General features: G+C 62.9%; 19 protein-coding genes. 4 read left to right on the forward strand and 15 right to left on the reverse strand.

Going from position 1 to position 19,638, the window contains the following annotated elements:
• Positions 1-8 precede the first annotated feature (8 nt).
• The 4 genes from PSEBG33_RS09700 (at position 9) to PSEBG33_RS09685 (ending at position 4,792) form a co-directional block, all read left to right on the forward strand.
• A complete protein-coding gene (locus PSEBG33_RS09700) occupies positions 9-2,519 on the forward strand; it encodes a fimbria/pilus outer membrane usher protein (protein WP_005789599.1) in 2,511 nt (836 codons plus the stop codon).
• 59 nt (positions 2,520-2,578) lie between these two features.
• Complete coding sequence (locus PSEBG33_RS09695; protein ID WP_005789601.1) at positions 2,579-3,415, forward strand: 5'-nucleotidase, lipoprotein e(P4) family; 837 nt, start codon at positions 2,579-2,581, stop codon at positions 3,413-3,415.
• A 160-nt stretch (positions 3,416-3,575) separates the two neighbouring features.
• Positions 3,576-4,133, forward strand: coding sequence for a helix-turn-helix domain-containing protein (locus PSEBG33_RS09690; RefSeq protein ID WP_005789603.1), 558 nt, complete (start codon positions 3,576-3,578; stop codon positions 4,131-4,133).
• An 86-nt stretch (positions 4,134-4,219) separates the two neighbouring features.
• Complete coding sequence (locus tag PSEBG33_RS09685) at positions 4,220-4,792, forward strand: HD domain-containing protein (protein ID WP_005789605.1); 573 nt, start codon at positions 4,220-4,222, stop codon at positions 4,790-4,792.
• Between the two features lie 9 nt (positions 4,793-4,801).
• Here PSEBG33_RS09685 and PSEBG33_RS09680 read toward each other — a convergent pair whose 3' ends face one another.
• The 15 genes from PSEBG33_RS09680 to gspG form a co-directional block, all read right to left on the reverse strand.
• Positions 4,802-5,224 (reverse strand): RidA family protein, encoded by a 423-nt coding sequence (locus PSEBG33_RS09680; RefSeq protein ID WP_005789607.1) that lies wholly within the window; start codon positions 5,222-5,224, stop codon positions 4,802-4,804.
• A gap of 11 nt (positions 5,225-5,235) precedes the next feature.
• Positions 5,236-6,819, reverse strand: coding sequence for a flavin monoamine oxidase family protein (locus tag PSEBG33_RS09675; protein WP_005789609.1), 1,584 nt, complete (start codon positions 6,817-6,819; stop codon positions 5,236-5,238).
• A 10-nt stretch (positions 6,820-6,829) separates the two neighbouring features.
• Positions 6,830-7,753 (reverse strand): ABC transporter substrate-binding protein, encoded by a 924-nt coding sequence (locus PSEBG33_RS09670; protein ID WP_005789611.1) that lies wholly within the window; start codon positions 7,751-7,753, stop codon positions 6,830-6,832.
• 17 nt (positions 7,754-7,770) lie between these two features.
• A complete protein-coding gene (locus tag PSEBG33_RS09665; RefSeq protein ID WP_005789613.1) occupies positions 7,771-8,544 on the reverse strand; it encodes an amino acid ABC transporter ATP-binding protein in 774 nt (257 codons plus the stop codon).
• Positions 8,537-9,508: an amino acid ABC transporter permease gene (locus tag PSEBG33_RS09660; protein WP_005789615.1), complete on the reverse strand. Its 972-nt coding sequence runs from the start codon at positions 9,506-9,508 to the stop codon at positions 8,537-8,539. The genes PSEBG33_RS09665 and PSEBG33_RS09660 overlap by 8 nt, the downstream gene beginning before the upstream one ends.
• Positions 9,509-9,527: 19 nt before the next feature.
• Positions 9,528-11,921 carry a TonB-dependent receptor plug domain-containing protein gene (locus tag PSEBG33_RS09655; protein ID WP_032803941.1) on the reverse strand — a complete coding sequence of 798 codons (2,394 nt, stop codon included), beginning with the start codon at positions 11,919-11,921 and terminating at the stop codon, positions 9,528-9,530.
• A gap of 1,041 nt (positions 11,922-12,962) precedes the next feature.
• Entirely contained in the window at positions 12,963-15,089 is a 2,127-nt protein-coding gene (gene gspD, locus PSEBG33_RS09650) for a type II secretion system secretin GspD (RefSeq protein WP_005789618.1), read from the reverse strand.
• Positions 15,090-15,094: 5 nt separating this feature from the next.
• Positions 15,095-15,595: a hypothetical protein gene (locus tag PSEBG33_RS09645; RefSeq protein ID WP_005789620.1), complete on the reverse strand. Its 501-nt coding sequence runs from the start codon at positions 15,593-15,595 to the stop codon at positions 15,095-15,097.
• Positions 15,592-16,194: a type II secretion system protein GspM gene (gene gspM, locus PSEBG33_RS09640; RefSeq protein ID WP_005789622.1), complete on the reverse strand. Its 603-nt coding sequence runs from the start codon at positions 16,192-16,194 to the stop codon at positions 15,592-15,594. The genes PSEBG33_RS09645 and gspM overlap by 4 nt, the downstream gene beginning before the upstream one ends.
• The gene (locus PSEBG33_RS09635) at positions 16,169-17,161 is read right to left on the reverse strand and encodes a PilN domain-containing protein (protein WP_005789624.1); all 993 of its coding nucleotides are present in this window, start codon (positions 17,159-17,161) and stop codon (positions 16,169-16,171) included. The genes gspM and PSEBG33_RS09635 overlap by 26 nt, the downstream gene beginning before the upstream one ends.
• Positions 17,158-17,859 (reverse strand): hypothetical protein, encoded by a 702-nt coding sequence (locus PSEBG33_RS09630; protein ID WP_005789626.1) that lies wholly within the window; start codon positions 17,857-17,859, stop codon positions 17,158-17,160. The genes PSEBG33_RS09635 and PSEBG33_RS09630 overlap by 4 nt, the downstream gene beginning before the upstream one ends.
• Positions 17,856-18,464: a prepilin-type N-terminal cleavage/methylation domain-containing protein gene (locus PSEBG33_RS09625; protein ID WP_005789628.1), complete on the reverse strand. Its 609-nt coding sequence runs from the start codon at positions 18,462-18,464 to the stop codon at positions 17,856-17,858. The genes PSEBG33_RS09630 and PSEBG33_RS09625 overlap by 4 nt, the downstream gene beginning before the upstream one ends.
• Positions 18,461-18,793: a type II secretion system protein gene (locus PSEBG33_RS09620; protein ID WP_005789630.1), complete on the reverse strand. Its 333-nt coding sequence runs from the start codon at positions 18,791-18,793 to the stop codon at positions 18,461-18,463. Before PSEBG33_RS09620 ends, PSEBG33_RS09625 begins: the two co-directional genes overlap by 4 nt.
• A complete protein-coding gene (locus PSEBG33_RS09615; RefSeq protein ID WP_005789632.1) occupies positions 18,790-19,215 on the reverse strand; it encodes a type II secretion system protein in 426 nt (141 codons plus the stop codon). Before PSEBG33_RS09615 ends, PSEBG33_RS09620 begins: the two co-directional genes overlap by 4 nt.
• Positions 19,216-19,222: 7 nt before the next feature.
• The gene (gene gspG / locus PSEBG33_RS09610; protein ID WP_087945255.1) at positions 19,223-19,633 is read right to left on the reverse strand and encodes a type II secretion system major pseudopilin GspG; all 411 of its coding nucleotides are present in this window, start codon (positions 19,631-19,633) and stop codon (positions 19,223-19,225) included.
• Positions 19,634-19,638: the final 5 nt, after the last annotated feature.

The raw sequence follows: 19,638 nt of genomic DNA on the forward strand, positions 1-19,638 counted from the left end.
GTCTTCGCATGTCTTTTCTTTCCAGCAACAGGCCCGCACGTGGCGTACTGAAGTTGAAGACGCTGTCGCTGGCGATCGCTGCCAGCTTGCCCAGCCTGGCCATGGCCGATGACGCTGCGCAAACCTTCAACACCACCTTCCTGCAAGGCTCGCAGTCGCCGGTGGACTTGCAGCAATTGCTCTCGGCCAACAGCGTGCTGCCGGGCAATTACCGCGTCGATTTGTACAGCAACGAAGTGCTGGTGGGCCGGCGCGATATCGACTTCAAGCGCAACCCGAAAAACGGCCGCGTCGAAGCCTGCCTGACCCTCGACCTACTCAAGCAACTGGGTATCGACCTGCACCGTTTGCAGGCCGAGGGCAAACTCGACCCGCAGCAGCCGCAGGAATGCTACGCCCTTGCCGACATGATCGAAGACGCCAGCGTGCGCTACGACAGCAGCCGTCTGCGCCTGCTCGCAAGTATCCCGCAGGTGGCGATGCAGCGTGGCTTGCGCGGGTATGTCGACCCACAGTTGTGGGACGACGGTGTGCCCGCCGCCTTCATCAACTACCAGCTCAACAGCAGCCGCACCGCCGGCGACTATAAAACCCGCATTGCCAATAACCTGGGCCTGCGCAACGGCATCAACCTGGGGGCCTGGCGCCTGCGCAACGAGTCGAACCTGAGCGGCGGCACCGATCGCTCGAACACCTTCACCAGCAACCGTACTTACCTGCAGCACGACGTCACCGCGATCAAGGGCCAGTTCAGCGCCGGTGAGATTTTCTCCGACACTGACCTGTTCGACAGCGTGCGCTACCGCGGGGTCAAGCTCGCCTCGGATGATGGCATGCGCGCCGACAGCGAACGCGGCTATGCCCCCGTAATCCGTGGGGTGGCGCAGACCAACGCGACGGTGGAAATCCGCCAGAATGACTACATCCTCTACACCGCCAACGTCGCGCCAGGCCCGTTCGAGATCAACGATATCTACCCCAGCGGCTCCAACGGTGACCTGCAAATTACCGTGATCGAAGCCGACGGTACGCGGCGGGTGACGATGCAGGCGTTCTCCAGCCTGCCGATCATGGTGCGCGAAGGCCAGGTGAAATACAGCGTCTCGGCGGGCACGTTCAAAAGCAATGCCGATGGCCTGGCAACCCCGCGTTTTTTTAGCGGTACGCTGGCTTACGGCTTGACCAGCAACCTCAGCGGGATTGTCGGTGTGCAAGCCAGTGAGGACTACAGCGCGCTGTCGATCGGCGCCGGCCGGAACACCTCGTTCGGTGCGTTCTCGCTGGATACCACCCATTCGTCCAGCAAGGCCCAGGGGCGAACCTCCCAGGGCAGCAGCGTACGCGCCTTGTACGCCAAGACCTTTGCCGGCACCGATACCAACTTCACCCTGGCCGCCTATCGCTACTCCACCGAGGGCTATCGCACCCTCACCGACCATGTGGAAGACAGCAGCGAAGACCTGCGCGTACGCACCGGCCACTCGAAAACCCGCACCGACCTGACCATCAACCAGAGCATCGGACGCAACAGCGAATTCGGCAGCCTTTATGTGAATGCCAGCGACCAACGCTACTGGAATCGCGGCGGCTCCCAGAGCTTTTCCGCGGGCTACACCGGCAACTGGGGCGACCTGAGCTACAACCTTGGCGTGACGCGCACCAAGCAGATCGTCACCTGGGGCGAGCCGAGCAGCGACACGCAGGTGAACCTGTCGGTGTCTTTCCCGCTGGGCAGCCAGGCCCGCGCGCCACGGGCGTTTGTCACCACCAGCCACCAACGTGGCGATACCACCACCCAAGCGGGCATCAATGGCTACGTGGCCGATACCAGCGACACTTTCTATTCGGTGCAGGCCGGCCACAGTGACACCAGCGGCGACTCAGGCTCGGTGAACATCAACAGTCGTACCGCCGTGGCAGACGTCAGCCTCGGTTACAGCCAGGGCCAGGGCTACAACTCACAGAACTTCAACCTCGCAGGCTCCGTGGTGGCTCATGCGGGTGGCGTCAACCTGGGGCAGACGGTCAGCGAGACCTTCGCTCTGGCCGAAGTACCAGGCGTCGCTGGAGCCAAGATCAGCAGCTACAGCGGGGTGGAAACCGGCTACAACGGCTATGCGGTGGTGCCCACTGCGCAACCTTACCGGGTCAACTGGATCAGCCTGGACACTCGCGATCTGGGTGGCGACGTGGAAATCACCAACGCTACCCAGCAACTGGTGCCGCGCCGTGGCGCCATCGTGGTGGCGCATTACAGCGGCACCACCGGGCGGCGGGTGTTGTTTGAGTTGTTTGATGCACTGCATCAACCGCTGTCGTTTGGTGCCTCACTGGAAGACGCCAATGGCAAGCAGTTGGCGATTGCCGATCCCAATGGTAATGCCCTGGCACTGGTGGAAGAGGATCAGGGCACGCTGATCATCAAGTGGGGGGAACAGCGTTGTAGCGCGAGCTATGCGCTGGCACCACAGAACAAGGCGTTGAACTACGAGCGCCAGGCACTGGTGTGTACGCCTTGATTGTGCGGGGGAATGCGCTACTGTGCCGACCACGCACCCATCCTCTGCGAGATTTGCCCATGCGTAACCTGTTCCTTGCCAGTGCCTGCCTGCTGACCACCGCCCTGGCAGGCTGCCAGCAAACACCCCCGGCCAACGACCAACTCGACGCCGTGCTCTGGACCCAGACGTCCATCGAGCACGAGATGATCTACCGCCAGCTCTTCGCCAACGCCACCCGCCAACTCGATGTAGCGCTGGCCGACCCCAACTGGGACGCACTGCCTTTACCTGCGCGCAAGCTGACCGGTTTGCCGCCGGCGGTGATTGTGGATATCGACGAGACGCTGTTGGACAACGTGCCGCTCAACGCTCGCGACATCATCAACAATCAGGTCTATTCCTACGATCGCTGGAATACCTGGGTCGAGCAGGCCAAGGCCGAGGCACTGCCGGGTTCCGTGGCGTTCCTGCAAGCGGCCAGGCAAAAAGGCATCAAGGTGTATTACCTCACCAACCGCGAGCACAGCCAGGTCGCGGCCACCGCCAAAAACCTGCGTTTGCGCGGCTTTCCGATAGAGAGCGACGCACAGATCCTGGCGGCCAGCACCCCCATCGGCCATTGCGAAAGCGCTGGCTATGGCAAGAACTGCCGTCGCCAGTGGGTCGCCAGCCAAGCCCGCGTGTTATTGATGGCCGGTGACTCGCTGGGAGATTTCGTGCAGGCCGAACACAACACCCTGGCTGCGCAGCGCAAGGCCGTCGAACCCTATGTGAACTGGCTGGGGCAGCGCTGGTTCCTGCTGCCAAATCCGAGCTACGGCAACTGGTACAGCGCGCCGTACGGGGATGATGAAACCTTGCCGTTTGCGCAGAAACGCAAGCTCAAGCAGCGGGCATTGTTGTTGCAGCAATAAAGAGTAGCCCCCTCCCACATTGGATCTGCGTATCAGGAGCGATCAACACTTTAGCCCTGAGGCTTGGTGTGCCAACCCGAGGGCCGTTCATCCCACTCATTTGCACCGCTGCCCTCTTGTCATCACACTCGTCATCCACCCGTCGACTCAGGAATCGCAGATGCCTCACTCGTTGCTCAAGCCTGCCTTGCCCGGCGTTGCGCTGCGGCGATGGCGTTTGCTGCACCGCATCAAGCAAAGTCATGCAGCGCAGTTGTTCAACGTCACACAATCGACTATTTCGCGCTGGGAAAGTGGCGTACAAGCGATGGATCCGGCTGCGCACCAACAGCTTGAGCAGTTGTTGGCAGCCCGACTTGATGCAGCCGCCGATCAGGCATTGGCCCGGCTGGTCAGCGAGAGTTCGCAAGCGATGCACTTGGTGTGCGACCTGACGCACCGCCTGCTCGCGTGCTCACCCTCCCGCGCACGCCAGTTCAGCAGCCCGCTCGCCGAGCTTATGGGCCAGTCGTTGTGGCGCTTCGCAACGCCGCAAATCCAGCTGATCGAAGCCAGCCTGGAGCATACCGGCTGGCGTGAAACCCAGGCACCACCGGCCCTTGAATTCACCACTGGAAGCAACGACTCCAATCTCGTGCCCATACGCCCAAGCCTGTGTCGCTGGACACGCATGACCCTGAGCGATGGCAGCGCAGCACGCCTGGTCGAGACACTCTGAAAGCCCACCGCGCATATTTTATGCGTGGACGATCTGCGCTCGCGCACCTAGGCTTACCTGCACAACCGACCTTGCGGGGCAGCATCATGGACATGGAAAAAATCAAAGGCCGTCTCGATTTTCTGCGCGAAGCAGAAAAACTCAAGGATGTGCTCAGAAGTGCCCACACGGCTTCGGGCCGCACTGAAAGCACGGCCGAACACAGTTGGCGCCTGTGTCTGATGGCGATGGTGTTCGCCGATCAATTGCCCGGCCTGGACCTGCTGAAAATCCTCAAGATGTGCGTTATCCATGATTTGGGCGAAGCCATCCACGGCGATATCCCGGCGGTCAGCCAGGCGGCCTTTCCCAACAAGGGCGAACAGGAGCGACTCGACCTGCTGCTGTTGGCGCAGTCCCTGGACAGCCCCCTGAAAGCCGAGATCCTGACGTTATGGGATGACTACGAGAACGCGCGCTCGCCGGAAGCAAAAGCCGTCAAGGCCATGGACAAGCTGGAGACCCTGCTGCAGCACACCCAAGGACTGAACCCGCCCGATTTCGATTACGCCTTCAACCTGGCCTACGGCAAAAAACACACAGATGCCGACCCTTTGTTCGAAGCGCTGCGGGCGTTGATCGATCGGGCGACAGAGCAAAGGCTCCACGCCGCAGAGTGACGGGCGTCATCACACCGCCCGAGCAGCAATCGCCTCCACCTCCACCAACGCCCCCGGCAGCGGCAACGCCACCACTTGCAACGCGGTCCGCGCCGGTTTGTTCGGCTGCTCGGGCGTGCCGAAGAACTGCGTATACCCCCGCTGTAACCCGGCAAAATCCAGCTTGCCGTCGGTTTCTTCCGCGCCGACCAGAAATACCCGCAACTGCACGATATCGCCCAGGTCCAGATCCTGCTGCTGGAGGATTTTGCGCAGCTTGTTAAACACTGAAACAGTCTGTACTTCGGTGTCGCCGTAAACCCCAGGCACATTCGGGTCGGCGAGGTCGGGCAGCGTGCCGCTGACGAATATCAGGCTGGCCGAGGCCGGCACGGTGACGGTTTGCGAGATGGGAAAATCGCCCACGCTGGTGCGTTGAATGCTGTCGCTCATGGTGTTGCTCCTCAAGAGGCGGCCACAGCCGCAATCTGTCGTTGTTGAGTGATGCGCTCGGCCAGTTGCGCCACCACATGGCGCGCGGAGTTGGCCGCCGACTCCTGCCAGATGCCCACGCCACTTTGCACCAGGCCGTCGCCGGCGAAGTACACCCGGCCATGGGGCCGTTCCAGCAATGCGTGGGCCTGGGCGGGAAAGTGTTCGCGTTGCAGCCACGGGCCTTCGCTGTAGGGGATCTGTTCCCAGGACACCGCCAGTGGATGACGCAAATGTTTGGAATAACCTGGATGCAACAGCTCTACGGCTTGTCGGGAGGCGGCGTGCTGCTGTTCGAGTGGCTGTGCGCCGAACACGTCGGCGCCCTCCCCGGTCACGTAACCGGCCACCAGCACGCCCTCGCGGGTGTTGAGGTCGTTGCTGGGGTACCACAGCAAGCGCGCCGGGTGCTCGACCCATGACAGGCCGCCATAGGTGCGGTAATCGGTTTCCCAGAAACGCGGGGATTGCCACGCCACCTTGGTCGCCTGGTCGCTGCGCGTGCTGAGCAAGGCGGCCTTGACCGGGTCGCTGAAGTCGCTGTCGAGCCTGGCCAAAAGGGGCAGCGGCAAGGTCGAGACCAGGTAATCGGCGCGCACCACCTGCTCGCGGCCGCTGTGCTGGTCGTGATAGGTCACCGCCACGCCGTCCTCCAGCTGGCGGATCTGCCGCACTTGGGCGCCCAGCTGCACCTGCTCATGCACGCGTCGGTAGAGGGCGTCGGTGATCCGGTCCATGCCGCCCACCGGCTGGAACATGGTGGCTGAAAATTCCGGGAATTCGGTGTGCAACAAAGCGCCCCAGAGTTCCGGGTGCAGCAAGCGCTCCAACCCCAGCGGCTTGTGGCGGGCGGGCAAGGCGCCAGGGTGGGCGGCGGATTCAAGGTGCCCGGAACGCAGGGTGCCCTCGAAGGCCAGCTCCTGGGACAGGTCGCCATACACCTGCAAGAAGCCCAGCAAGCGTGTGCGCTCTTCGCCACTCAGTACATCGTCGAGAGCATCACGCTGCACCGCCTTGGCCAACAGCCCGGACAGGTGCCCACGGGTGTCGTTGAGCGCCTGGCCGACGCTGAACGCCGGCTGGCTCAGGTCCGGCCGCACCTGGGCGCCATGGCTGCTGTTGACCAGCACTTCCAACGGCACGCCCAGCTCGCTGCAATAGTCGAGGATCGTGCGGTGCTGGCTGGGAATGCGCGCCGGGCCGGCGTTGAAATACTGGCCCGGATCAAACCCCACGGTTTGCGAGCGGCCATCCTTGTAGTCCACGCGGTCGCCGTTGCGCAGGGTCCAGGTGCGGCCACCCACGCGCTCACGGGCTTCCAGCACCTGCACGCTGAAGCCGGCGCGACTCAGTTCCAGGGCCGTGACCAATCCTGCAATCCCGGCGCCCAGCACCAGCACGCGGGTGCCCTGTCCCAGGCCATCCTTGAGTTTCAGCGGTTGCGGTCGGCGGTGTGACGATGGGCCCAGACCCAACACCGCCAGTGCATCCTTGACCGCCTTCTCACCGCCCACTGCGGCAATGCTCGACAGCGCTTCACGTCGTGTCAGTCCCATGTCGATGCTCCTAGTCCGGCAAGCCCGGTGGATTGATCAGCGACTTGTCGACGCGTTCGACATCCAGGCCCCAACGTTGCAGCACCTGCTCGTATTGCCCGCCGGCAATCGCGCCTTCCAGGGCGGTGTGGATCGGCTGGACCAGGCCGTTGTCCTTGCGCGTGGTCACGGCGATATCGGCCTGCAACGGCCAGCCACCGTTGACGGTGCCGACGCGCTTGATGCCGCCGGTGATCGCCGCCGAATAGGCGTACACCGAGTTAGGCCCGAACAGCGCATCGCTGCGCCCTGACTGCACCGCCAGTTGCGCGGCGGCCTGATCGTCGAAGTATTGCAACAGCGCAGGCTTGAGGCCGGTTTTTTCATTGGCCTCGTTCCAGGCCAGCAGGACCTTTTCCTGGTTGGTGCCGGAGCCGACGATGATCTTCAGCCCGGCAATGTCCGCCGCCTGCTTGATCTCAGTGATCTTGCTGGTGCTCTTGACGTAAAAGCCGAGCACATCCTGGCGGTAGGTGGCGAAGTCAAAACGCTTTTTGCGTGCCTCGGTGACGGTGACGTTGCTGATCACCACGTCGTATTTGCCCGAGCTGACGCCCAGGGGCCAATCCTCCCAACTGGTCTGTACCACATTGAGTTGCAGGCCGAGGCTATCGGCGATCAGTTGTGCGGTATCGGCTTCGCTGCCGATGGTGGTCTTGTCGTCACTGGCGAGCAGTGCCAGGGGCGGCCCGGCCACGCCGGACACGGCCACGGTGAACTTGCCCGGCTGGGCGAACTTGAAGCCCGGCGGGATCTGCGCGATGGCCGCTTCATTGCGCGGCACATGGATGCGCGGGCGGTCGGGGCTCAGATCGACCTGTTGCACAGCGAAGGCGTATTGCGCGGTGCTGACGGCAAGCGCCAGCAAGGCCACGCGGGTGGTATGGATGAACATGACAGTCACTCCTTGAACTAAAGCACCTTGCCGAGAAAGGCCTGGGTACGGGGATGGCGGGGTTGGCGGAAGATCTGTTCGGGCGGGCCTTCTTCGATCAACTGGCCGTCGCAGAGAAACACCACGTGGTCGGCAACTTCGCGGGCAAAGCCGATCTCGTGGGTGACGATCACCAGGGTCACGCCCAGTTGGGTGAGGCCCTTGATCACGTCCAGCACCTCGCCCACCAGCTCAGGGTCGAGGGCCGAGGTGGGCTCGTCGAACAGCAGAACCTTGGGGTCCAGCGCCAGAGCCCGGGCGATGGCGACGCGTTGCTGCTGACCACCGGAGAGCTGGCGCGGATAGGCGTCGGCCTTGTCCGCCAGGCCGACCTTGGCCAGCAACTCGGCGGCCTTGAAGTGGGCTTGGGCCTTGCTCCAGCGCTTGTGGGCCAACGGCGCTTCGGCGATGTTTTCCCAAGCGGTCAGGTGCGGAAACAGGTTGAAGTTCTGGAACACAAAACCCACGTCGATGCGACGCTTGAGGATTTCGCGCTCCTTGAGTTCGAACAGCAGGTCACCCTTGCGCCGATAGCCGACGTATTCACCGTCGATGGTGATATGCCCGCTGTCGATCTTCTCCAGGTGGTTGATGGTGCGCAGCAAGGTGGACTTGCCCGAGCCGGACGGGCCGAGGATCACCGTGACCTTGCCGGGGTCGATGGTCAGGTCGATGTTATCGAGCACCTGCTGGTTGCCAAAGCGCTTGCCCACGCCCTGGATCTGGATGCGCCCGGCGCGTGCTTCAGCCATGGGACTTCTCCTTGAGCCACAGGCGCAGGCGCTGCAACGGCGTCGGCGGCAGCACCCGGGCGGTGCCACGGGCGAAATGACGTTCGACGTAGTACTGGGCGCTGGTGAGCACGGTGGTGATGATCAGGTACCACACCGTGGCCACGATCAGCAGCGGGATCACCGCCTGGGTGCGGTTGTAGATGACCTGCACGGTGTAGAACAGCTCGGGCAGGGCCAGTACGTAGACAATGGAGGTGCCCTTGACCAGGCCGATGATTTCGTTGAACCCCGACGGTAAAATCGAGCGCAATGCCTGGGGCAGGATAATGCGAAAGATACGCCGCGACGCCGGCAACCCCAGGGCCGCGGCTGCTTCATGCTGGCCGGCCTCCACGCCGATCAGGCCACCGCGAATGATCTCCGCCGCATAGGCCGCCTGCATCAGGCTCAAGCCCAGCACCGCTACGGTGAATTGGCTGAGCACATCCACCGTCGACCATTCGGCGAACACCAGGTCGGTGAACGGCACCCCGAGCACGATGTGGTCATACAGGTAGGCAAAGTTGTAGAGAATGATCAGCACCAGCAGCGCCGGCATCGAGCGGAAAAACCAGATATAGCCCCAGGCCAATGCGGCCAGCAACGGCGAACCCGACAGCCGCGCCAGGGCCAGCGCCGTGCCAAGAATGACGCTGAACACAGTGCTCAGCAGGGTCAGCAACAGCGTCTGCCCCAGCCCGCGCAGCACTGACGGCGAGAAGAACCACTGGCTGAATACGCCCCACTCCCACCGCGGGTTGGTGGCCAGGGAATGCACGATGGCCAGCAGCACCAGCGCGGCGAAGATCGACCCGGCCCAGCGCCAGGGATGCCGGGCGGGCACCACTTGCAGCGCCTTGATCGGCGTGGAGACGCGGTGCTGACGCAGCGGTTGTACGCTGACCTCATCAAGCAGGTCGTAGGGTTTGGCGACAATGGGCATGTGCTATTCCTCGCAGGCCTTAGAAGGCGTAAGTCAGCCGGGTGTAGTAGTACCCGCCGGTAAAACCGTAGGGCGAATAAGTGCCGTAGCTGGCAACCATGGTGCTGCTCGGCACCCCTTGTTTCTTGGGGTATTGGTCGAACAGGTTCTTGGCGCCGATGGCGATGTTCAGGTCTTTGGTGAGGTTGTAGCCAAGGTCGAGGTCGGTGATCCATTTGGCGCTGTAGACCCGGTCCAGGTCGCGGTTGGCCGATGAGTTGACTTCCTTGTAGGAACCGTAGCGAGTCAGGGCCAGGCTGAGATTGAAGCGTTCGATGCTCCAGTCGCCACCAAGGATCAGCTTGGTATTGGGCTGCACGCCGGTGATCAGGTTGCGGGCCTCGCGGTCCATCAGGTCATAAGGTCGGCCAAGGATGCTGGTGGACGCCTTGTAGTTCTGGATTCTGGTCTGGTTCCAGTTGAACGCAGCGGTCCACTTCAGCGCGCCGAACGCGCCCAGGTCCTGGTTATAGCTGCTGACCAGGTCCAGGCCCTTGGTGCGAGTGTCGGCGCCGTTGATAAAGTACTGGCCGCCGGAGGTGGAGTTGATGCCGTTGTTCTGCAGTACCTGGGTGACTTCAGGACCCAGCAAGGTGCCGGTCAGGGTGATGCGGTCACGTAGATTGATCACGTAGGCATCGGCGGTGAAACTCAGGCGGTCGGTGGGTGTAAGGGTGAAACCGAGGCTGAAATTGGTGGAGCGTTCGGGCTTCAACTCTTCGGCGCCCAGCGCCTTGGCCGCCGCCGACCCCACCGGCAGCACGCCGTAATTGATCGACTGGTACACGCCGTCCACCACGCCATAGGTGGTGGAGCGCGCACTGAACAAACTGTTGGCCAGGGACGGCGCACGAAAGCCATTGCTCACAGTGGCACGCACGGCGAACTGCGGCGTGAAGTCATAGCGGGTGGTCAGCTTGCCGCTGCGGGTGGCACCCACGCCTTCGTTGTAATGCTCATAGCGCAAAGCGGTGCCGACATACCAATCCGGCAAGGGGTTGAAGCTCACGTCCACATAACTGGCCAGGCTGTTGCGAGAAGCGCTGCTTTCTTCCTGCGGGGAAATGCCGTTGGTGACCTGGGCCCCTGACGACGCGCAGTTACCCGGCGCCACGCAGTAGCCGCCGTTGGCATAAGACCCGTAGTCACCGGCCTGTACCTCGTAGGTATCGCGCCGATGCTCGAAGCCATAGGACAGGTCCAAGGGTTTTTGCAGGCCGATATCAAAGCCGCGCTTGAAATCCAGGTTGGTGGTCAACTCGGTAGAAATCCACGTGCCGGAGGTAAAGCTGTTCGGCGTGGCTTCGCCCAGGGACGGGTTCTGGTTGTGGGTGGTGCCCTGCTCCGCTTCATTGCGCCCGTAAGTGGTGGACAGGTCCCAGTCCCACTCACCCAGGGTGCCCTTGCCACCGAAGGCCGCCTGGAAATCGTCTTCGTCGATGTACCAGGTGGGGGTGTACCCGGCCGGATAGCCATTGGGCCCCGTGGTGATGGTGTTGGTGATGGTCGGCAGCCGGAAGTTCTGCCCCTGCTCGGCCTTGCGTCGCGAGTAGGTGGTGAAAGAGTACAGGCTGAGGCTGTCATCGATCGGCAGCTCGGCGTTGTAGCCCAGGGTCAGCAGGTTGGTCTTGGGCATGCCGTAGCCGCCATAGGTGGACTTGCCTGCCAGGCCATACGCCTGCTCGTAGGTGTAGCCGTTGGCGCTGGCCTTGTTGTCATCGTTCTGGCTGCGCGCATCCAGAGCCAACTGCACGATGCCGCCGTTACCGATTTCGAAGCCCTTGTTGAGGCTTTGCTGCACGGTTTGTTTCTTGCCGTCATAACCCAGGCCCGCGTTAGTCACCGAAGTGCCGCTGGTATCGGCCTTGAGGATCACGTTGACCACACCGGCGATGGCGTCGGAACCGTATTGGGCCGCGGCGCCATCGCGCAGCACTTCTACGTGGTCGATGGCGCTGATAGGGATCAGGTCCAGATCGGCCGGCGCCGCGCCAGTGTTGATGCCGTTGATATTCAAGGTGGCGCTGGTGTGGCGACGCTTGCCGTTGACCAGCACCAGTACTTCGGCGGCGCTCAAGCCCCGCAGGTTTGGCGCGCGGGCAATGCCGCTGGCGTCCCAGCCGGTTTTTTCCGGCAAAGTCAGCGACGGGATCACCGCGCTCAACGCCTCCATCAACCCGGGCTTGCCGGTGCTTTGCAGTTGCTTGGCGCTGACCACATCAATCGGCACCGGGCTGCTGGTGACCGTGCGCTGCTCGGCGCCACGGTTGCCGGTGACCACGACGGTAGACAAGGTGCTGTCGTCCTGGGCGTGCGTCGCTGCAGCCAGCAAGGACAACGTCAGGGCGGCGGTGGGTTGTAGAACGTGCTTCATATCCATTCCCGGCTTTTTCCAAATCGCGAAATCGAGCAGGCACGCGCCTGGCGCGGCGTGACCGGTGTTCAAAAGGCGTTTCGGCTTGGGCTAGGTGTGGGGCAAGCGAGGGGTTTGAAGTGGCAACATACGTTGAGCTCCCGTCCAACGATTCTGCTGCGGGGGATAGTTACCCGGTCAGGCGCGCAGAATCTGAATCACGCTGGGTACCATCCGAGGTCAGGGGTAGGCTGTTGAGATCAAACATAACGGAATGAATTTCAAAAATATAATGCTGTTTTGGCATAAGCTAATATTCTCTACTTTCATTATTTTTTAATATTTTTATTCATAACGGTAATGTTTACCCCATCAATAGCAGAGAGATTCTGGGCTAGGGAGGGGCTTGCCTTAATGCCAGTCAGTTAAGCGTACATTGCACTCTGTAAACCTCAACGATAAAGCGTGATTCCTGAATGAACGCGGCGCCTGTGAGTTTTTCGCGAGCAAGCTCGCTCCTACAGAGTCTTAACTGACTGGCATTAGGGCTTGCCCTCGATGAGCATGGGTACCTACACAACTTTGTAGGTGGTCGCAGCCGACGGTAACTACGATGCGAAGCGAGCCGCTTTTGATCTGCTTTTGATCTTAGGCGCCCCGTTAAACCACGCTGGCCGGAATTCGACAGGGATTTGGGGGGTAAACCGGCAGGGATGCCGGTTTAGCCGCCCCGCGCCATGGATGGCGCGTGGCGGCGGCCCCCCAAATCCCTGTCGGATTACGGGCACACCGAGCCTAGGCGAGGTGCCGAGTGGTGGGGCAAGAGCGTTTTGGTTACTTTTGCGCTTTTCAAAAGTGACCCGCTGTAAAAGCGGAACCAATATTAGCCGTTACCACAGGAATGGATATGTACTCGGTATAACTGTGTTGGCTGTCAGGCCGTCATCGCAGGCAAGCCAGCTCCCACATTTGGATCGCGTCGCATCATTTAGGTAGTCGCTGGCAGTCAAAACGCCATCGGGAGCAAGCCCCCTCCCACATTGGTACTCGGTGCAGCCAGGATTATTGAGCCGGCCGCAACAGTTGCATCTGCTGGCGATAATCATCAGTCACCTGCCGTGCCTGGCTGCTGCTGGTAATGACTCTTGGCGTAATGAGCACTATCAACTCTGTACGGTCCTTGGACTTGCCAGTATTGCCAAACAACCACCGCAACCCCGGTATCTTGCCCAGATAAGGCACGGCACTGACACTCTCGGCGTTGTCCTGTTTGATCAACCCACCAAGCAATACCGTCTGCCCACTCTGCACCGCCACCTGAGTCGACACCGAGCGTGTGGAAATGCGCGGGTTCACCGGCGTCTCACTGCTGCCCGCCGGGTTCTGGGCATCACTGACCTGCTGCTGGATATCCATGTACACCAGCCCGCCCGGATTGATGCGCGGCACCACATCCAGGATCACCCCGGTCTGCACGTATTCGACACTGCTCAAGGTGGTGTCGGCGTCACCGGTGTTGACGGTGGTCTGGCTGATGGGAATGTTATCGCCCACCTGAATCTGTGCCGGCTGATTGTTCATCACCACCAGCGACGGCGCCGACAGCACTTGGGTGCGGCCGTTGGTTTCCAGGGCGTGCAAGGCCACTTGCAGGTTGGAGCTGACAAAGGAGTAGAACAACGAATCCGCCGCCCCCAGCCCCGCCCCGCCACCGCCCAGGGCGCCTTGGCTGCCGGAGGCGTTGGCCACCGTGGTGCTGGTGGAATTGCCCGCCAGGCGGCCGAGATACCACTGCACACCCAGGTCCAGTTCACCGGTGAGTTTGACCTCCAGGATGCGGGTCTCGATCTGCACTTGCAGCGGCGGGTTGTCCAGGCGTTTGATCGCCGCTTCGATCTCTTTCCATTGCGCCGGACGGGTGCGCACCAGCAGCTGGTTGCTGCTCTTTTGCGCGGTGATGCGGGTGCCGGCTTCGAGGTCGCTGGTGGGGGGCGCCTGGGTATTTTCGGCAGGTTCGGATTCGGGTTCGTCGGGTGCAGGCGCTGGGACATTGGCCTGCAGCCCAGCGCTGGTGGACGAGGATAACGTGGTGGTCCGCAACCCCGGCGCGACCTTGGCCGGTGCATCGTCCTTGATCGCACCATTGCCGTAGATCTGCCGCAAGTATTTGGCCAGGTCGGCGGCCTTCATATTGCGTACGTCGTACACATACATCTGCGGCTCGTTGCCGCCGCCCTCGTCGATGGTACGAATCCAGTCACCCACATCGCTGAGGTACTCGGGCTGAGACGAAATCGCCACCACCGAGTTGGTGCGCTCGACCGGCAGAAATCGCAACATGCCCGCCAGGGGCGTGCCGCTGTCGGCGCCGAACATGGCTTGCAGCTCAGGCATCAGTTCGGCCACCGAGGCACGTTGCAGGCCGAAGACCGCCACGGACATGCCCTTGAGCCAGTCCACATCGAAAGTGTCGATGGTGTCCTGGTAGTTGGCCAGCTCTTCCGGGGTGCCGGCCAGGCTCAGTACGTTGCGCGCCGGGTCGACCAGCAGAAACGCATTCTCTCGGGCGAAGGGCTTGAGCAGTTTCTGCATCTCGGTGGCGGAGATGTAGCGCAGCGGGAAGAGTCGCGCCGAGAGCCCGCTGGAGGGCTGCGTCACGCGCATCTGCGGCACCAGCTTGCCCGCCACCGCCTGGCTGGCCGGCAGAATCACGTAGCGGTTGCCCTGTTTGATCATGGCGTTGTCGGTCCAGGACAGCAGGGTTTCGAGGATCGACAGCGCCTGCTGCTTGTCCACCGGTTTTGACGTGGAGAAGCTGACATTGCCCTTCACGCCCTCGGTGATGCTGTAGTTCTCGTGCAGCAAGTCGCCCATTACGCTGTTGATCACCGCTTCGATGGGCTGGCCCTGAAAGTTGAAGACGATGTCGCCGCCCTCCTCCTGGGCTTTTACCGGCGCAGTGGGTTTACGCACGAACGTCTGATTGCCACGAATCAGCTGGCGCTGCGGCGGCGACTTCGCCTCGGGCAGAGCGCTTTGCATCGCAGGCGCCGCATTCGGCGGGCGTTGCGAACCGGTGCCTTGCAGCGCCTCGTTCAGCAGCTGGTCGTCCGGATCAAGGCGGTCGGATAAGGATCCACAACCGCCCAGGGAGACGGCAGTGGCCAGGCAAAACAGCGAAGTGCGCATATCGATCAAGGGAGGGGCTCGCGGGGATGGGAAATCAGGGGTAACCGCTTGCCGTAGAGGCTCAGGGTCTGGGTGCGCCCGTTGAGGGCGAAACGGGCGTATTGCGGGGTCAGGTGCTCCAGGCGCCAGCCGTTGGGCAGCGTCTGGCCCAGGCGCACCGTCAGGGGTGGGCCGCCGGCTTGCTTGAGCATGGCCATTTGCAGGTTGCCGGTGATCATGATGCCGCTGAGGGTCAGGTTGGCCAGGCTCGCCACCTGGGTCTTGCCGACCACGCTGTCCGGGCGTCGATCGGGGCTGAACAGCGGCGTCTGCCAGGTGCTCGCGAGTTCTTGCAACGCCGGCGCCGGTGCGGCCTGCACAGTGACGGAGGGCTGAGCAGGTGCAGGCGCCTGCGGCAACCATCGCGGTTGATCACCGATGCTGCTGAGGATCACCGCCATCAGTACGCCCAATAGCCCGGCCAAGCCGAGCAAGCCCCACTCCAGGGGGCGCAGTGCACCGTTCATGGCGCCACCTGCGCCGGTTGCAGGTAGCCACGCACCAGCAGTTGCACCGCCAGCTTGCCCGCCCCGCCAGTGGCCGGTGCCTGTTTGCTGCGGCGAATGCGCAACTCATCGACAAACAGAAACGGCGGCTGGTATTCCAGCGCGTGCAGGATCGCGGTCAGCGGTTCGATGGCGCAGTTGAGCGTGAGGCTGACCTTGACCTGCCGATAGGGCTCGCTGCTGTCCTGTTCGGTGGTGATGGGTTTGCGCTGGGTGAGGTTGCAGCCGCCGCCCAGGTTGGCGTGGCTGTTGATCAGGTCGGCCAGACGCTGCATCAGATCGGCGGCGACCACATCGGGGTCATCGCCTGGCAACAGGCTGGCGCTGCTGGCCGGGTCTTGCCGCGCCAGCTCAAGCTGCTCGCGCAATGCATCGCCCTGGCGCAACACGGCGGCGTAGCGTTGCTGCTGCTCACGCAACTGCTGGGCTTGCTCGCCCATGGTACGCAGCGGGCCGGCGAACCAGCTGTCGATCAGCAACCAATAGGCCGCACCGAGTACCACGGCCAGGAGCAACAAGGCACCGCCACGACGTTCACGGGGTGTGAGGGGTCGGCGCATCGGCGGCCTCCTGGCGTAAGTGGGCGCGCAAGGCAAACTGGTCCTTGCCGGTGCGCGCATCGGGTTGAATCACCCCTTCGAACTGGGCGTTGTCCAACCGCCGGCAGCCTTTGATGCGGGTGATCAGGCCACTGGCCTTGGCACTTTGCCCGGAGAAGGTCACCTCAGCGTCCTTGACGTCCAATTGGTCAAGCCAAGTGTCGGCGGGCAGGCAAGTGGTCAAGTCATTGAGCAGCGCAGCCAGCGGCGGTTGCGCCAGTTTGCGCTGGGTGAGGTACTGCGCTGCGCCGCGGGTATTGAGCAGTTGCTGGCGCAGGGCGTGCACCTGGGCGACCTGGGCCTTTTGCTGCTGCACGGTGGCGTGCATGGCGTCGAGTACACGCTGGCGGTCGTTGAGCCACAGCAACATGGCGGCGATCAGCAAGGCACCACACAGCCATGGCAGGCTGCGCTGCAAATCCTTGCCCCTTCGGCGTTGGCGCGAGCGTAACGGTGCCGGCAGCAGGTCAATGCCCAGGCCCGCCACATCGACGCGATGGGGATGCAGACCGAGGGCAGCGCAGTCGCTGAGAATCCGGTCCAGACGCTCGCGCAGGATCGCCACCAGCGTGACCTCAAGGTGGGTAGGTGTGCGCTGCTCCTGACGCGCCACGAAGTACAACTGCTCGGCGTCGAACGGGGTGTAGCGGTCCAGTTCATAGCCGACCACCGCCGTGAGGTTGCGCGCGGCCGCCAGGGGCAATTGCAGGCGTTGCTGCAGCACCACGTCAGGGTCGAGCATCAGCACCTGGCAGGCGCTGCCGGGGATAACCGGCGCCGTCAGCGGCCAGTGATGGACCTGCTCAGGCGGCTCTTGTGGGGCCAGCCAGCTCGGCACACAGCCGCGCAGTTCGGTGAGCCACAGGCGCCAGCCTTGTTGCAACAGGCTGCCGCGCCACTGGCGGGCGATAGGTTCAAGTCGATTCATTCTTGCCACCGCACCACCCGATAGGGTTGTGCACGGTCCTCCGCGGGGCTCAATAAGACGGTGAGTTGCAGGCGTGCCTGATAGCCGCCGGGGCGCTCGGCACGGCTGTCGATTTCCAGCACCTGGCCGGGGTCGGCGCCCTCGGCGTTTTGGCGTGGCAGGTTCAATGCCTTGCGCATCAAGGGGCTGGCAAATGCCGGATCGGGTCGATCCAGGTCGCTCCACAAGGTCATTTCCGGCAGCAATTGGCTGTACAGCGCCTGGGTCATACCGGGCAGTTGCCGCACTTCTTCCAGCACCCGAAACGGCGCCAGGCCCTGATGGCGCCGAGCCTCAAGCGCCTGGACCAACTGATGGGCCTGGGCCGGGGTAGCGCCGCAAGCCAGGGCCAGGTGTAGCAAGTCACCGGGGTCGGCGTTGACCAGGTACAGCTTGCCGCGCTCACTGCGCAGGCGGACCTGTAGGCGGGCGTCGTCGAAGGTCAGCGCGATGGCACGCCCGTCCGCCACCCAGTGCCGATCAGCCATGACCTGGGCAATACCGGCTTCGGCGGCCAACAGCGTCTGGGTGTGCTGGCGGTACCACAGCGCCTGGCGACTTTGCAGTTGCACCCAGGCAGCCAAACCGCCGAGCAACAGGCTGAGTAAAGCCAGCACCCACAGCACCAGCAGCAACGCCGCTCCGCGCTGGCGCTTCATTGTTCACTGCTCGCGCTGCCGAGGTTCAGGCGCAGGGCAATCACTTGCGTCAGCCACGGCACCGGCCCGTTGACGCTGGCGTCGATGCGTACTGCGAAGGGCAAGCGCCTGGGCCAGGGCCACGCGTTCAACCAGCCGGTGGGCTGGCCCAAGGGCGATACGCCGCGATAACTCAATTGCAGCGCCTCGACGTTATGCAGCAGCACCTGCGGTTCAGCACGCTGGGTGTTGGCAGCGGATTGCAACTGCGAAAACGCCACCTGAAAATCCTGCTCTACCCGTTGCAGGGTAAAGCGCTGGATGCCCCCGCCGAGCACGCCGGGCAAGGTCGCCACAAACTGCAAGCGCTCTGCCGTGCCGATAAAAAAACCGTCGGCCTGGCTGTCGTCTTCAATGATATTCAAAGGCAACGCCTCGCTGATCGCGGTGCGTAGAAACTGTTGGGCGGTGCGCATTTCATCCAGGCTCACGGTGTAACTTTGGGCCTTGGCCACCGCCCGATTGGCGCCCAGCAACGCAGCGCCCACCAGCAATAACAATATCGAAAGCAGGCTGAGCACCACGAGGATCTCCAGCAAGGTGAAGCCCTGCTCGCGGCGCTTCACAGGCGGGCCTTCAAGGTGCTGAAGCGGGCCTGATGCGCGCCTTCGCGCAGGTTCAGGTCGAGACGAAACAGATGGGGCTGCTGCCGGGTACTGGTCAATTGCCAATGAATGCCATCAAGTTCGCCTTGCAAGGTGCCTTCGCTCAGCGGGCCGGCCGCTTCCAGGTCCAGCAGCGTGAGCGCGGCCTGGGTTAGCCGGTCGCTGTGGGCAACCTGGGCCAACGAGCGCGCACTCTGGCCGAAGGCAACCAGCAACACGCTGCTGCACACCGCCATCAACGTCAGGGCCGCGAGCATTTCCAGCAGGGTAAAACCGGCCTGATGCTTCATGGCAGCGCCCTGGACTGCACGCTGCCGGTGAGCCAACCAATGTCGATACGCCAACGCCGGGCGCCGCTGGCCAGCAGCAGGTTGCCGCCGGTGGAACTGCCATCGGGGTAGAACACCACGGCGGCGCCCGCCTGCTCGGCACTGTGCAGCGTCACCTGCAACGGTGCCTGCCACTGTTGCGGGGCACGCCCTGGAGCCCGGAACGTCAGACGTTGCAGGTCGAATTCGGTGCGCGCCGCCTGGCCGCTGACGATCGCCCCCGCCCGCGTGGCGCGCAGTGCCTCGACCATCTGCCCCACCACCCGCCGCTCCTGAGCCACTTGCAGCCCCTGGCGCACACCCAGCCCCAGCAACCCGGCCGCGACGCCGATCAATACAATGACCACCAGCATCTCCAGCAAGGTAAAGCCGCGCTGGGCCATGGCCGGGTTACTCCCAGTTACCCAAATCGGCACTGTAGCCCTCGCCGCCCGGTTGACCGTCCTGGCCGTAGAAGATCAGGTCGAAGGCGCCATGCTGCCCGGGGAAGCGATAACCGAACCCGTGGCCGAACGGGTCCTTCAACTCCGAAGGCTTCGCATAGGGACCCGCCCAGCTGGAGGCATTGGCGGGCTTGTCGAGCAGCTGTTGCAGGGTGTTGGGCGGCGCGCCCACATCCAGGGCGTAGCTGTCGATCTTCATGCTCAAGCTCGCCAACTGCGCCTTGCCTGCACCGTATTTGCCCTTGTCCACATTGCCGCCGACCTGGCGCACGACAATGGTTGCGACGATGCCCAGCAGCACGATTACCGCGAGCATTTCCAGCAGGGTGAAGCCGTTTTGGCGGTGCCGGGTTCTCATTGATT

Source organism: Pseudomonas synxantha BG33R (genome assembly GCF_000263715.2).
GTDB lineage: Bacteria > Pseudomonadota > Gammaproteobacteria > Pseudomonadales > Pseudomonadaceae > Aquipseudomonas > Aquipseudomonas synxantha_A.